The organism is Cellvibrio fontiphilus, from assembly GCF_042646205.1.
In the GTDB taxonomy this organism is placed as follows: domain Bacteria; phylum Pseudomonadota; class Gammaproteobacteria; order Pseudomonadales; family Cellvibrionaceae; genus Cellvibrio; species Cellvibrio fontiphilus_A.
Genome location: NZ_JBHRTF010000004.1, coordinates 1132878 through 1148805 on the forward strand (window position 1 = coordinate 1132878; position 15928 = coordinate 1148805).

Here is a 15928-nt window from a genome sequence, read left to right on the forward strand (position 1 = left end):
TCACAATCAGAAAGGTTGTTTTAACACAGCGCTTTGAATGCAGAGTGCTTAACAAGAATTTTATTAATCAATGGAGACTAATGATGAATAAACAAAATAACTCCAGCCAATTATTGCCGCCAAACTTGTCGCACTTGTTGCGCAAAAGTTGCGGCCTGATTGGTTTGGGCGCAAGCCTGCTCGCGCTGACTAATCTTGCTTCTGCTGCTTGTACTTACACAGTGGACAATGAATGGTCAACGGGTTATACCGCCAGCATCACCGTAAAAAATGATACCAATACTGCGGTGAATAATTGGAGTGTAAATTGGCAGTACGGTAGCAATCGTATGGCCGGTGGTTGGAATGCCAATTTTTCTGGCAATAACCCCTACACGGCTACCAATATGAGTTGGAATGGAAATATTGCGGCAGGGCAATCGGTTTCCTTCGGGTTTCAGGTGAATAAAAACGGTGGCAGCGCTGAGCGACCAACGATTAATGGCAGCTTGTGCGGCGCTGTTGCCGCCAGCTCGTCATCGCGTGCCAGTGTTGCGCCCAGTTCAGCACCTGCCAGCAGTTCGCCGGCAAGCAGTGTTGCTGTTTCGTCCAGTGGTTATTCAGTTCCTGCCAATAATTTTGCACAAAATGGTGGTGTGGAATCTGGCTTAACTAATTGGGGCACTACTGCTGCCACTATCACTCGTTCAACCGCAGATAAACGCAGCGGTTCCGCCAGTGCATTAATTTCCGGCCGCACCGCCGCATGGCATGGTTTGACCTTTGCTGTGGGTTCACTCACCAGCGGCAACCAGTACGATGCAGCGGTGTGGGTAAAACTCGCACCCGGCACACCGGATTCGGTGGTTACACTGACAGCGAAACGTTTGGATGATTCAGATACCTCCACTTACAACGAGTACACCCACGTTGCCACTATTACGGCGTCGTCCAGTGAGTGGCGTTTGCTGCAAGGTTATTACACCCAATTGGGGGCAACGGCGTTTCAACATTTTATTATTGAAGCAACGGACACCAGCATCAGTTATTACGCCGATGATTTTTCTGTAGGCGGGCAGGTGGTGCAACCGCCGGCGTCTTCATCCAGTTCATCGTCAAGTTCATCCGCACAGACCTGCGAATTAAAAGCACCGCTGCGCTGGACATCAACGGCGCCGTTAATCAGCCCCAAAAATCCGGGTTGGGCTTCGATTAAAGACCCGAGTATTGTGAAGTTCAACGGCACTTATCATGTGTATGCAACTTATTACGATACTTCGTATAAATCCATGTACACCAGTTTCACCGATTGGAATAACGCGCAGCAAGCGCCGCATATTTCCATGAACGGTAGCCGTGTGGGCAATGCGGTTGCGCCGCAAGTATTTTTCTTTCGCCCACACAACAAATGGTATTTGATTACCCAATGGCCCGGCACTTACGCCACTACCGATGACATTCGCAATCCGAATTGGTCGGCCAAACAGCGCTTGCTGCAAGGCGAACCCAACGGTGCGCTGGACTTCTGGGTCATTTGTAACGACACCCACTGCTATTTGTATTTCTCGCGTGATGATGGTGTGTTGTATATGTCCAAAACTACCATTGCTAATTTCCCCAATTTCTCTGGTTATACCGTGGTGATGCGTGATAACCGCGGCAATGGCAGCCAATATTTATTTGAAGCGCCCAACGTTTATAAATTGGATGGCCAAAATAAATATTTATTATTGGTTGAAGCCTGGCCGAGCGGCCCGCGCATGTTCCGCTCCTGGACTTCTACCAGTTTGGATGGCCCCTGGACACCACTGGCCGATACCGATGCCAACCCCTTTGCTGGCAATAACAATGTGGAATGGCCAAGCGGAAAATGGTCAGACGGCATTAGCCACGGTGAGCTGGTACGTTCCGGTTACGATGAACGTTTAACTGTCGATCCATGCAACCTTGAGTTCCTCTACCAAGGTAAAGCAGGCAATGGCGCAACCTATGATTTGATTCCCTACAAATTAGGTTTGCTGCGCATTAAAAAATAATTCCTGTGTAATGGTTATTTAATTTTTATTTTTATTCGCTAACACCTCGGCGCTGGCTGAGGTGTTAGTTGTTACTATGCCTCCCGTCATATCGATTCATATTGGGGAGATACTATGAAAAATAAAAAATCATCACGTCATATTGCCAGCAAACAATATTGTTTAATCCTGGCGATAGCGGCTTTATTTGGCTCCAGTGCAGTGTCCAGTGAGGCGCCAGCAGCAAGTCAATGTCCAACAACTTATAGCAACCCCTTGATATGGGAAGACCTGCCGGATTTGGAAGTGATTCGTGTAGGCGATACCTATTACTACACCGCATCAAGTTTTCACCAATCACCGGGAGCGCCGCTGTTGCGCTCTTACGATTTAGTTAATTGGGAATATGTTTCCCACTCGGTGCCTGTTCTGGATTTTGACAAAAGCTACGATCTGCAAGACAGCCGCGCTTATGTAAAAGGTATTTGGGCATCCACCTTGCAATACCGCGAGAGCAACCAAACTTTTTATTGGATGGGGTGCATGCAAAATAAAGGGGGCGGTTATGTATTTACCGCGCAATCGCCCGAGGGCCCCTGGAAAAAACAGGCAAGCGAAGGCTGTTATTACGACATGGGGTTATTGATCGAACAGGACACCGACAAAATGTATGTCGCCTTTGGCAATAACACCATTTATGTGGCTGAGTTAAGTGCAGATGGTTTGCGCGAAGTTCGCAAACAAGCGGTATTTAAAACACCCGCCAGTATTTCTGGCCCGTTGGAAGGCGCGCGTTTTTATAAAATTAATGGCAACTACTACATTTTTTTAACGCAATACGCCAACGGTGAATATGTTGCGCGTTCAACCAATGGCCCCTTTGGCCCCTACGAAATTCGCCCCTTCGCGGTGAAGCTACCTTATGCCGGTGTAGGTGCGGGTATTGCTCCGCATCAAGGTGGCATAGTGCAAACCCAAAATGGCGATTGGTATTACATCGCCTTTAACGATTCTTATCCCGCCGGGCGTTTGCCTGTCATGGCACCGGTCACCTGGAAAAACGGTTGGCCGGTAGTCACTTTAGTCAACGATGAGTGGGGCGCGACTTATCCCTTCCCGAATTTACCCTGCGCTGCAGACAAGGTTAAACCGCGCAATCCCAACGATAGTTTCACCACCGCTGAATTGAATCCCGCGTGGGAGTGGAACCACAATCCGGATAACACTAAATGGTCGAGCGGTAATGGCCTCACATTACACACCGCCAGTGTCACTCAGGATTTATACGCCGCGCGCAACACACTGACACGGCGTATAGAAGGCCCGCGTTCCATCGCCACTATCGAATTGGATTTTAGTGCGATGAAAAACGGTGACATTGCTGGCGTAGCGGCATTGCGTGATTCCTCCGCCTGGATTGGTGTGAAAAAAGAGCAGGGCAAAACCCGCGTGGTAAACACAACAGATCTAACGCTGGATGAAAACTGGAACACAAAAACTTACGGCACTGAAGTGGCGAGTGCGGCTATTGCTGGCAACAAACTTTGGCTGCGTATCGATGCTGACGTGCGCACCACACCCGAGGGCGGCACTGCGCGTTTTTATTACAGCACAGACGGTAAACAATTTACCGCGCTCGGCAGTAGCTTCACCATGAAACGAGAGTGGAATTATTTTTTGGGTTATCGCTTTGGTATTTTCAACTATGCCACCCATTCATTGGGCGGTGCGGTAACAATAAATTCGTTTGAGCTGCAGAAGGGGGATTAATTAAACCCAAGGCTGCGCGCAAATATTTATTTCGCATACCCGCATATGCGGGTATCCATAACATTTAACCATAAGAAAGCAATCAACCATTGGCATGCCGCCAGTCATCAAGAATATTGGCGGCATTTTTTCATACACACAGCGAAGGATATGAATAATGTATAAAATCAATTCATCCCCCAATGGTTTTGCACAAAAATTTCAAAAGTCGGTTATTTATTGGGGAACTGCACTGGCACTCGCCAGCGCCGCTCACACCGCATCAGCCAGTTGTACTTACGCGGTGGACAGCGAGTGGTCAAATGGTTTTACCGCCAGCATTATTATTAAAAATGATACAGGCGCTCCCATTAATAATTGGAATGTGAATTGGCAGTACAGCAGCAATCGCATAACCAGTGGTTGGAATGCGAACCTCTCCGGCAGCAATCCTTACTCTGCGAGCAATATGTCCTGGAATGGCAGCATCGCTCCGGGCCAAAGTATTTCGTTTGGTTTTCAAGGTGAAAAAAATGGCGGCAGTGCAGAGCGCCCAACCGTTAATGGTGTTGCTTGCGGTGGAACAACTACGCCAGTCAGTTCTGCGGCAAGCAGTACACCGGTGGTGAGTTCGTCGCGCTCCAGCTCATCCGTCGCATTAAGTTCATCATCACGCGTTGCTTCATCTGTTCCGACAGGTGCTCGTAACGCTATTACAGTGCGTGCACTTGGCACAACAGCGACCGAATCCATCACTCTTAGCGTGGGTGGTACGGCGGTACAGTCCTGGACGCTCAGCAGCGTCATGAACAATTACACGGTAGAAACGGCTCTGGTTGGCGACCTGGTTGTTGCATTTACTAATGATGATGGCGGCAATGCCGATGTACGTATCGATTACGTCAACGTTAACGGTGTAACCCGTCAAGCAGAATTGCAGACAGAAAACACCGGGGCTTGGGGAAATAACCGTTGCGGTGGCGGTGCGCCCAGCGAATGGTTGCACTGCGAAGGCTACATCAATTTCGGTAGCGTCACGGGCGAGCCTCGTTCAAGCAGTTCTTCGGTCTCTAGCAGTTCGTCATCTGCTGGCGGTACTGTTGTTGGTTCGGCTGGTTGTGGCGCCCCCGCTAAATTAACCAATGGCCGTCGTAGCATTAACGTCAACGGATTGAATCGCGAATACGTGTTGGATATCCCGAGCAACTACAACCAGAACAATCCTTACAAGTTGGTCTTTGGTTGGCACTGGCGTGGTGGCAGTGCGAATGATGTTGTCGGCCAAGGCTATTACGGTATGAAAAGCCTCTCTAATAACAGCGCAATTTTCGTGGCGCCTGATCGTGCCGCCGGCACCGACGGATGGACAAATGCCAATGGCCGCGACATCGCTTTCTTGCAGTCGATGCTAACCCAACTCAAGTCATCCCTGTGTATCGACGAAAGCCGTATCTTCTCTACCGGTTGGAGTTACGGTGGCATGATGTCATTTGCAGTGGGCCGCGAGTTGCCAACCACCTTCCGTGCTATCGCGCCTGTATCCGGTGCCTTCTTGACGCCGCATGTGGATAGCGGTTCAGCGACCGCCGCCTGGATTGCACACGGCACTAGCGACAACGTGGTAAGCCATAGTTCTGGTGTTCAAGCCCGCGATGCTTATCTCCGGGCAAACGGTTGCTCTAACACGACTGTGCCGGTGCAGCCATCTCCCTGTGTGGAGTACCAAAACTGCTCAGCAGGTAAACCGGTTGTCTGGTGTTCGTTCAACGGCGGGCACACCCAGCCGTCATTCTATAGCTCAGGAGCTTGGAACTTCTTTAATCGGTTCTAATTGCCCTGAGGCGAAGGTAATAGTGACAAAAATAGCGCTCTTATTTATTAGTTAGTTTTAACGTTGTTTTGTTTGTCCCTCAGGTCTGCCCGGCCAATGCGCCGGGCTTTTTTTTCCATTTTTTGAGGCGTGTGAACGGGTATGGTGGTAATAAGGTGTAATTTTGGTTGGCGCTTACTTATGGGATAGTCTTTAATTGGTTTTTTGTTGTGGTAAATCGGTGGCTGTGGGTTGTTGTGGATTGCTTAGATTTGGTTTAGGAGCTGCAACGAATTGAAGGTCGGGAAAGTGCCCAAAGCTTACGTTCACAATATACTTATGGGTAAGATGCATAAGCTTTATGAAAATTTAGTTGTTTCTGGTCTTATTTTTAATAATTGGCAAAAATATGGAATCTATAAAGTCTAGTGCTCCGGGACAATATTTTGGTTTTTCTCTTCAGCCCTTGAGAATGTGTATTTACTTATTTAGATGCAATGAGAATTCCAGCATCGCTTTGGAAGTTCTAGACGATGTTGCAGAAATTACTGGAAATGGAAATGTGATTGTTGAGCAAACAAAAAGCGGTATGGCTCATAATCCAGTGTCAGATTGGGCAATAGATTTATGGAAAACATTTTCAAATTGGGTTGATGCAGTTAACTCACAGTCTCTCGATTTGGAAAAGACTTTTTTTAAACTGTATGTTGCTCAGCCCTATACTGGAGATTTTATTGCTCAAATTTCCAATGCTAAAACCAAAGAAGATGTAGAGTCGATTTTAACGTATATTTGGGCGAGATTTGAGAAAGAAAAACCAAAAGGATGTTCTGAATATCTTAAAAATTTCTTTAGTGCTCCTATTGAAGTAAAAATTAAAATAATAATTAATTTCACTTACGAGTGCGGAAATAACGAGTTATATTCGGATTTAAAAAGTCTAATGAGTCCGTTTGTTTCTGCGTCAATGATTGACAACGCGTGCCAGAAAGCAGTTGGTTTGGTGAAAGTTAAAACTGATGAGCTGATAGCCGCAGGAAAACCTGCTGTCATTCCTGCCAGTGAATTTTTAAATGATTTCCGTGCGTATATCAGAAAGCATGATAGAGATAATATTCTATCCTCGTTTTCGTTGAGGCCTACAGAGCTTGAGATTAGTGATGCCCTTGATGAATTTCCTACTTTCATAAAACAACTTGATTTAATTGAGTGTGATTCAGATGAAAAAATTAGAGCAATGAGTGATTTTTTAAGATCATCTTCTGAGAAGACCATATGGAGTGAGCGTGGCTTAATCTATAAAGATAGCTTTGATGAACTAGAAGAGAATTTAATTTCAAATTGGCGAAATGAAAAAAACAGAGTGGAAATTACTCAGCAAGAGCTATCTGACGTGAATAAAGGAAAATTAATATACATCGGTAACGTTCAAAAAAATTATAGGCTAGAAGAGAAAGATCTACCTCTTTTTTTCTCTAATGGAACTTTGCATTCTCTTGCTGATAGATTGAAATTAGGTTGGCATCCACATTTTAAACGCGAGTTACAACCCAATGATGAATGAGTTGAGTAACTATAACGATCCGTCTCATTTGAATGAGGTAGAAATAGTTCAAAATGCAGCGCTGGGTGCTGTTTTATTGTGGCGTTTTGCAATTTGTTATGACAAGGTTTCGGCTGTTAAAGGTGTACCTATGCCTCTGTTATTTATCGTTCTACCTCTATTATTAAATGAACACACAAGGGATATTATAAATTCTACAAATCCTAGTTCGGGGTTACATCTCTTTTCACGAAAACTTTTAAAGCGGAAAGAGGAGCTGCTTAGTATTCACAGCAGGATGTTGCGGTTGCGTTTATTGACCCTTAAGTCATTGAGTTTGGCAGTAAACAAAGGGTTGCTGAAAATTAGCGTAATTGATGGTTTGGTGCTCAGCAATAAGCCTCCAAGAGGACATCCGCTCCCTCAAGAAGTTCTTTCGTTGATCAAAGGCTCTAATAGATTGGGTGGTTGGTGTGGGCAGCTTGAGCTGTCGGAAATAGAAAACTTTTTAAGGGTGAGATTTTAATGAAGTTTCAAATCGATGAAGTTATTTTATGGTCTAAAACTGGTGACAAGATAAGACGATTGAAATTTCACCCTGGAGTTGTGAATGTTATTAGCGGCGCGTCAAAAACTGGAAAGTCGGCAGTTATCCCTATAATTGACTACTGTTTAGCTTCCAAAAACTGCAAAATTCCTGTTGGTGTAATTCGAGACACCTGCGCTTGGTTTGGTTTGTTGGTTACTACGCAAGAGGGGCAGAAACTTTTTGCACGTAGAGAACCAGGTGATCAGAAAAGCACAGAGGATATGTATATTGTTGAAGGGATAAAGGTTGATCTTCCAGAGGTTATCTCAAATAAAAACTCCAGCACCAAATCTGCAAAGGCTATTTTTGATAGGCTTGCGGGGCTTGGCAACTTAGGCTTTGATCCTGATTCTGCGTCAGGCTTTAAAGCAAGGCCGGGGTTTCGCGATCTAATGGCTTTCACTTTTCAGCCACAAAATATCGTAGCTAACCCTGATGTATTATTTTACAAAGCAGATACCACTGAACACAGGGAAAAGCTAAAAACTATATTTCCTTATGTTTTGGGAGCGATAACGCCAAAGATATTAGCTGCGCGTTGGGAGCTTGATGGGCTAAGAAAAGAAATGCGACGAAAGGAAAGCGAACTTAGAGCTTTATCTAATGTTTCAGTTCGCTGGCGGGCAGAAATAGCTACATGGTTTGATATGGCGAGGAGCTACGGATTAATTACATCTGAGGACTTGGTTCCGGTTGAGTGGGATCAGTCAATTGAATATCTTAAAAAATTAGTAAAAAAATCATCTCGAAATGCTGAACAAACGATTGAAGGTATGGATAAGGTTCTTCGTGATCTTGAGGCTATGCGCAATACAGAACGAGAAGTTGCGTCTTCTTTATTCACGAATCGTGAACGTCTTAATGAAATAGCTCAATTAAAAGATAGCGCTTCTGATTTTGATGGAGCTGTTTCAATTCAGCGAGAGAGACTATCGCTTTCGAAGTGGTTGAGCTACTTAAGTACATCCGAAGAAAATGTCCTGAGCGGTTTGACGCTAAATCCTAGTGACGAATTGCAATTATTATGTAAAGCATTGTCTGAAATTGAAATTCGCTCTGGAATTTCTCCCCAAATTGCCGACTCAATCGACAGTGAACTGGTTCGATTGAAGGCTGAAGTTAGGAAAGACATGGATTTGCTTGCCGCAACAAGGGCTCGCATACGTACTCTTGAAGACGCTCACGCGAATGTTAAATCTAATTCACAGAATCTTTCTAATGTGGATCGTTTTCTTGGCCGGATTGAGCAAGCGCTTGAAACATACAGAAATATCGGAACGGATACAGAATTGCTTAATGAAATTCGTAGGCTTCAAGAAAAAATTGATTTAGTGCCCAAGTTTTCCGAAGAGGATATAAGAAATCGTACAAAAGTCGCTTTAAAATCTATCCAAGATATTTGCACTGAAATAATACCTAAATTAGATGCTGAATGGGCTGATGCTTTTATTCGATTATCAATCACGGATCTCACAGTAAGGGTATTGAGAGATGGGCGTTCTGATTTTTTATGGGAAGTGGGAAGTGGCGCTAATTGGCTTGCTTATCATGTTACGATGACATTAGCTCTTCAAAAATATTTTATGGAAAGAGAGTCTCATCCTGTTCCACATTTCTTAATTTTTGACCAGCCTAGCCAAGTATATTTTCCTCGTCGATTAGCAGGAGATGAAGCAGCTATTGATAAAAATATCCTCAAAGATGAGGATAGAAATGCTGTCCGAAAAGTTTTTAAAGTTCTTGATGCAACAGTAGCTGAAAGTAAAAATAAATTTCAAATTATAGTGTTGGATCATGCTGGAGATGAAGTGTGGGGTGATTTGCCATGCGTTAAATTGGTTGAGGAATGGCGAAACAATAAAAAATTAGTCCCCTTGAGTTGGCTTTGATCCAGGTGGGTTTTAATAAATTCTCTATTGACTTAGCTAGAAGATCCGCTTCTGGTCGAAGCCGTGCATCAAATCATAAATCTAAGTTAAAAACTACTGAAGGGAGATAGTGTTTATAGAAAGAGAGAATAATATCTTGCGCCAGCTTTGCGCGCTACTGTTAATGGTTGCAACAACTAATGTTGTCTATGCCTCATAATCAGATATCGATCAGGGTGCTCGAAGTAAAGTGCTTAATGCAATTGCAAATGAGTTAGAGGCAGAATATGTTTTTCCTGATGTAGGCAAAAAAAATGGCGGACACATTGCGCGCAAAAGAAAATTAAGATAAATACGAAGGAATCCGTGACGAAGGGGAGTTAAGCTTTGCATTCACCAGACACCTTCGTGAATTAAGCGGTGATAAACATATCAATGTGTATTTTGGCAAGCCAGATAACTCTGGCTAGTGCCTCGTGTTTAGGCTCGATAGTTTTAAATTACTTCCTATCGCAATTTACTCGCAACTTTATTCTTATGCTCGCGAGGATTATTCACGCAAATAATTATTTAAAAACAATACTGACTCATAAGTAGCAGTCAGTATTGTGTGTTAATGGGTGAAATTATTTTTTCAGTTCACCAGTGGGTTCTATGTAGGCGCGTGTGGCGAGTAGCCAGCTGAAGTCTGCGCCGGCGCGTTGTGCGCCTTGGTGGCAGTTCATGCAGCTGTCGTATTGGTGGTAGGTTTCCATTGTTACGTTAGCCACTTGGCATTGCGGAAAGGGCATGCCTCCGGCTTGCACTTCGGTGCCGTCCTCGCAGCCAAAATCGCCATCGGTTGGGGTTTTGGGTGAAATAGAAGGCAATTGTGGCCACTGGCTGCCAATGAGTTGATAGTGTTCCCACACAGTGCCTTTAAGCATTTCGCGATACATGTTATTCATGCCGGTGGTGGAGTAATCCTGTTCTCCGGCAGCGGGTTTGGGTGTATCGGGAATTTGGCTTAAACGCACTACGTTAATTGGCTCGGGATTAAAATCGGTAGCGTCTGGTACACGATTGGAACCTGGGTGTGCTGCCGGATTTGCACGCAATACGTGTGGATACTTTTTATAAAGTTCCGGGTCGTAATAAGAGGGTTGCATGTCTTTGGGTGTGCTGGCGTCCTCGCCCAAATTATCCACCTGTTCAAAGGTAGCCCAAACCCACTGCGGAAAATCCGGTGTTTTTTGCGCTATGTGAAACCCCACCAAACCGACAGTGGTTGGCTCGCAGTCGCATACAATCATGCTGTTGGGTTTGTCGGTACAGGTGTTTGGAATGGAAACCAGTGCATTTTCCAGAGTGAAAAAACGCGAGTGGAATTTTTTATCCACCTTGCGTAAATCCCGCCATGCTGCTTTCACTTCTATTACACCCGCAACCTCTTCGCCATTGCCAGCGGGTAAAGTAATACCATCGGCTGGCCAGTTACTTTTGTTGTAGTAGCCATTGCTGCGCACAAAATCGTATTCCACTTTATTCATGCGCACTTCATAGCGGGTAAATAACCCGGTTTGATCCGGCAGCGGGCCGCCAAAGGCTTGATCCAGTTCGTCTGCCACTGAGGTAAATTTTGAGCCAGTAATTAATACCGGACGGGTATCACCTGCTTTTATGTTGCGGCAGACGGCAGTGCCATTGTTTTGTTCCCAGGCGATAGGTTTGTCACCATTTTGCGGGAATAAATCAAATGCCGATTTCCACCCCAGCCATACGGGTTGTAAATCTTTAGTGTATTTTCCAAAGACTTTTGCATCCTGCGGTTTGTAGGGAATGCCGTGGGATTGCACCTTGCTGGGCCACATTAACGCGATAAAATTTTGCCAATTAAAATAATCAAAGAAGGGGCGCTTCACTACGCCCGATGCAGCAAAAGGTTGCGCTGGCACTTCATTAAGTGGTGTGCCGCTAATGGTGGGTTGTAAATCTTTATAGATATTTTCTTGCGCGATGGCGCTGCCACTGGCTAACACACTAACGGCCAATAATAATTTTTTCATTATTTCACCTCACAGGCAGCAGCGGCTTTGCCTTTTGCTTTAAACAATGACCACTCTTGCAGTGCGATTTGCATTTGCAGCGAGGTGTCCAGATTCATCGCATCGGGATAATTGCCACCGGTATAGCCCTGTGGAAATTGAATGGTTTGGAAATATTCCACATTGTCCTGGCTGTATTGTTCACAGATGCCGGGGAAACCAAAAATCGGTGGGCCGTAAGCGCCAGTGGCAAAAGTATTACCTGCAGTGTTGGCAAAGGCGCCGCCGTGACAGGACATACAGGAACTGAGTTTGTTATCGACCGGGCCAGCGAGGCGACCATTGCAACCAAAATGTTCAAAGGCGCTAATGGATTCATTCAACACACTCTGGCGTGGCGCAATGGATTCCGCTTTGGGCACAGCGGGGAATGTCCAGGGGTCCATGCCCCATTGCAAACCAACGGGTTGTAAATTGTCCCACACCGTTTTGCCGGGGCCGATGATATAGGCAAAGGTGCCATAGACCCAGCGGCTGGGTGAGCGTTCATCCACTACCGCTACATCCACTTGCACCAAACGCACTTCTTGCACTTTGCGCTCGCAAGAAAATTTGTTGTTGGTTTCTATGTGGCGATCTGCCTGCCATGTAGGGCTGCCTGTTAAATAGGGAACATCAGTAGGTGTTGCGGTGGTAAATAAAAATTTCACCACTACTGTGCCTTGCATAAACGGCATGCCTTTGGTGGAGGTAACGCCATTAATAGTTTCAATATTGGGCGTGCCTTTTTTACTCCAGCTTTGGCCAATGGTGTAACCGCCGTAGTTGTTGTACATGCCGACAGCCCAGGTTTCAAAACCCGCTTGCGCGCCGGATTTGGCGTTGGGCAGCCCGTGTAAACCCTGGCGTTCCTCGCCGTAGAAATCGCTGATGACTGCGGTGCGTTCATTTGTCAGGCCGTGCACAAATTCGCGCCCGGTATGTTGGTCAAAGGCCATCCAGGGAATGTGAAACCATTTATCTTTACCATCGACCTGGGTTTTTAAACCTTCGGCATTATTTAGATCCAGGGTTTGGCCTTGTTTTACATAATTCAAAATACTCATGATGTATTGGTTATACACCGAATTTTTTTCCCAAGAGGGTACGCCCGCCGCAGAAAAATCGGTTTGCATATTTAAATCAATTGCAAGCCAGGGGCATTCTGCTGCAGTACAGGGGGCTGGTTGTTGTTTGGGGTAATTGTGGCTTAAGCTGAATCTTGGGCCTTGCCAATCTTTTGGTGCGGGTATGGCCGCATCGCGATAGGCTTCGGTTTTGGCGTTGTCGGCGAGGGCGGTATTGGCTGCAAAAATGCACGCCAGTGCAAATAAAGTGCGTTTCATAACACGGTCCTTATTGATAATTAAAATATTCGCGAGTGATTAAAATAGTTGGAAAAATTTAGCGCGCGATAATTTCCAGATAGGTGTTGTACACCGCGCTGGCATTAGCACTGAGTGCAACATCCAATAAATGGCCGCGCTGTTTGTCCACGATGATCATGCCGGATTTATCGTCCTCTTCATTGAGTTGTTGTTCAACGCGAAGTGGTAAGGTTTGTGTAGTGACAAGTGAAGGTGTGGTTAATACACAAGCGGCGAGTGGGTCCCAAAAATCCAGATATTTTCCTATGCCGCCTTTAATAGTGCTGCTGGTTAAGACTGCATAGAGAAAGTTGGTGGCGGGATTATTAATTTGTTTTATTTGTGCAACAAACGCATCGGTAATCGGCACTTGTTGGGTTGCATTCAGGGCAACCAGAGTGATGGGAATGCCGCTGGAAAAAATTTCTTCGGCGCCGCGTACATCCACAAAAATATTCCACTCTGCTACTTTGTTGGTGTAGTAGGGCGTGGGTTGCATGGTGGCTTGGATATTTCCCTCTGCGCCTGCAAAACCGGGCGGGGTAAATTCCGGTAATAAATTGCCGCCCATCATCACAATGCGGGTGATATTTTTCTGTAGCGCCGCATGCAATTCTGGATCGTTTTTGGCTGATTCAAATAGCTTCCCATAATTGGAGCCGCCACCAATACACAATACCGTGGTGGGTGTTGTGCTGTTGATAAAATAGTCGCGCAAAAAAGTGTGTGCGCAATCAAGTGTAGGTGTGGGATTGGTGGACGGAAATTCAGCGTTGTAATGTTCGTTGGCTGCGGTGCGGTCGCTACCGGGAAAAGTGTTGCTGTAAATCATAGGTGCTTGTGCACCGCGCGCAACAGGAATTTTTAGTGCAGCGGGATCATCGAGCAGGGTAAGCATATTGCTGATGTTGCGTACACCGGGGGTTAAATGCACATCGCCAGTGCCGGTAACGGTAATGCCAGTCACTTGAACGGCGGGGTGTTTGAGTAGATACAGCATCGCCAGGTAGTCATCAAAATCGGCGTCGGTATCAATTAATACTCGAGTGTGGGGCGTGAAGTTTGTCATAACGAATCCTTATTTTGCTGGTTAATTTTTTAAAAAGATTCCGCATAGCTATCAACTCCCTGTATAGCGGTAAAGGTCTAGCGATAAAGCGATTGCTCATGGAATGACTAAAAATAAATCAGTGAGAAATCACCGGTTATAATATCTGGCGTAATAATCCTGTGGCTATTACGCGATATTACGCAGAGCACATTGACGGTTGAATTTGCCGACACTGTGCATTATTTCTGCAGTGCAAAAAATATCGCACCGAGATGAATGTAGATTGCAAATTGCATTTGTGCGAATAAAAAACGCCGATTAGTCATCCTAATCGGCGTTTTTGATTTATTTATTTTTTATTGATTATAAACCGCTGATGTTGATTACAGCAGGCCAGTATTGATCCACATGTGCATGGCGATACTGGCGCAGTAACCCAGTGCAACTACAGGTGTCCATTTCAGGTGTCCAAGAAAGGTGTAGTAGCCACGGGCTTGCCCCATAAGCGCCACACCGGCGGCTGAGCCGATGGATAACATGCTGCCACCTACACCGGTGGTCAGTGTTATCAGCAGCCATTGCCCTTGCGAAAAATCCGGTGCCATGGTGAGCACCGCGTACATCACCGGAATATTGTCGATAACGGCGGAAACCAGGCCCAAGCTTATGTTGGAAACAGTTGCACTGAAGTTGCCATACAGCGACTCGGACATGAGTGTCAGGTAGCCCATAAAACCAAGCCCTCCTACACACATAATCACGCCGTAGAAAAAGAGCAAGGTATCCCATTCCAGGCGCGCTAATGGTTGAAATACATCAAAGGGTAGGGGAACTTTAGTGACCGGATTTTCATTTTTATCGGGCATAAAATCGGATTGTACTGCCTCTACTTTTTTAAGATCGACAATGCCTTTTTTGCGTAAATAGAACCCGTATATTTTTAAATACGCCAGCCCCAGCATCATGCCGAGTACGGGTGGCATATGAATAACTACATGCCCGAGAACGGCGCTGGCGATGGTAGCCAAAAACAAAAACAGAATGGGAAATGCACCTTCTTTGTAGGTGAGTGTTTCCAGAAATAAATCTTCTTCATCTTTTTGTGCCACTTTATTTTTAATAAAAAAACTCATAATGGCAGCAGGCACGAGGAAGTTGGTAAGTGATGGCAGGAATAAATGGAAGAAGGTAAAAAAATCTACTTTTCCAGCTTGCCATACCATCAGGGTGGTAATGTCGCCAAAGGGGCTGAAGGCGCCGCCAGCATTGGCCGCTACGATAATATTAACGCAGCACATATTGATAAATGCTTTTTCATTTTCGGCAATTTTTAACACTACGGCGCACATCAATAATGCCGTGGTGAGGTTGTCGGCAATTGGCGAGATAAAAAATGCCATTAAGCCGGTGATCCAAAATAATTGACGAAAACTGAATCCTTTTTTAATCATCCAGCCGCGCAGTGCATTAAACAGCCCGCGCTCATCCATGGCGTTGATATAGGTCATTGCCACCAACAGGAATAGCATTAATTCTGCAAACTCAAGCAGGGTGTGACGAAAGGCTTGCTCGGCTAAGGCCGATTGTTCATGTTGGGTGTAAATCCAGCCGATGATGACCCAGATAATACCGGCTGCGGCCAACACTGGTTTTGATTTGCGCAGATGAAGTTTTTCTTCGAGCATTACGAATAAATAGGCAATCACAAATAAACCAACACAAAACCAACCTGCAGCTGTCTGCGTCAGGTCAAGTGCGGCACCATCATTTGCATAGGCATTTTGGCCGTTCAACAAACACGAGATAAGCGCGATAAATATCAGGATTTTTTGTTGCATGGGTTCTCCTCGTGATAGCTATTGTTATGTCTGTAGTCGTCGCTGAATTGGCATTG

10 protein-coding genes are annotated in these 15928 nt (G+C 45.5%); 6 read left to right on the forward strand and 4 right to left on the reverse strand.

Annotated elements, in window-relative coordinates; all coding sequences use genetic code 11:
• Positions 1-80 precede the first annotated feature (80 nt).
• From ACFODX_RS13380 to ACFODX_RS13405, 6 genes are all read left to right on the forward strand, one after another.
• Entirely contained in the window at positions 81-2015 is a 1935-nt protein-coding gene (locus ACFODX_RS13380; RefSeq protein WP_378119915.1) for a non-reducing end alpha-L-arabinofuranosidase family hydrolase, read from the forward strand.
• Between the two features lie 114 nt (positions 2016-2129).
• The gene (locus tag ACFODX_RS13385; protein ID WP_378119917.1) at positions 2130-3764 is read left to right on the forward strand and encodes a glycoside hydrolase family 43 protein; all 1635 of its coding nucleotides are present in this window, start codon (positions 2130-2132) and stop codon (positions 3762-3764) included.
• Positions 3765-3921: 157 nt separating this feature from the next.
• Positions 3922-5574 (forward strand): cellulose binding domain-containing protein, encoded by a 1653-nt coding sequence (locus ACFODX_RS13390; RefSeq protein WP_378119919.1) that lies wholly within the window; start codon positions 3922-3924, stop codon positions 5572-5574.
• A 388-nt stretch (positions 5575-5962) separates the two neighbouring features.
• Entirely contained in the window at positions 5963-7117 is a 1155-nt protein-coding gene (locus tag ACFODX_RS13395; RefSeq protein WP_378119922.1) for an ABC-three component system protein, read from the forward strand.
• Positions 7107-7622, forward strand: coding sequence for a three component ABC system middle component (locus ACFODX_RS13400; RefSeq protein WP_378119924.1), 516 nt, complete (start codon positions 7107-7109; stop codon positions 7620-7622). The genes ACFODX_RS13395 and ACFODX_RS13400 overlap by 11 nt, the downstream gene beginning before the upstream one ends.
• Complete coding sequence (locus ACFODX_RS13405; RefSeq protein ID WP_378119926.1) at positions 7622-9574, forward strand: DUF3732 domain-containing protein; 1953 nt, start codon at positions 7622-7624, stop codon at positions 9572-9574. Before ACFODX_RS13400 ends, ACFODX_RS13405 begins: the two co-directional genes overlap by 1 nt.
• Positions 9575-10179: 605 nt before the next feature.
• Here ACFODX_RS13405 and ACFODX_RS13410 read toward each other — a convergent pair.
• From ACFODX_RS13410 to nhaD, 4 genes are all read right to left on the reverse strand, one after another.
• Positions 10180-11598, reverse strand: a complete 1419-nt coding sequence (locus ACFODX_RS13410) for a hypothetical protein (protein WP_378119928.1) — start codon at positions 11596-11598, stop codon at positions 10180-10182.
• A complete protein-coding gene (locus ACFODX_RS13415) occupies positions 11598-12962 on the reverse strand; it encodes a hypothetical protein (RefSeq protein WP_378119930.1) in 1365 nt (454 codons plus the stop codon). Before ACFODX_RS13415 ends, ACFODX_RS13410 begins: the two co-directional genes overlap by 1 nt.
• A 58-nt stretch (positions 12963-13020) precedes the next feature.
• Positions 13021-14052, reverse strand: coding sequence for a nucleoside hydrolase (locus tag ACFODX_RS13420; RefSeq protein ID WP_378119933.1), 1032 nt, complete (start codon positions 14050-14052; stop codon positions 13021-13023).
• 365 nt (positions 14053-14417) lie between these two features.
• On the reverse strand, positions 14418-15872 hold the full coding sequence (gene nhaD / locus ACFODX_RS13425) for a sodium:proton antiporter NhaD (RefSeq protein WP_378119935.1): 1455 nt from the start codon (positions 15870-15872) through the stop codon (positions 14418-14420).
• Positions 15873-15928: the final 56 nt, after the last annotated feature.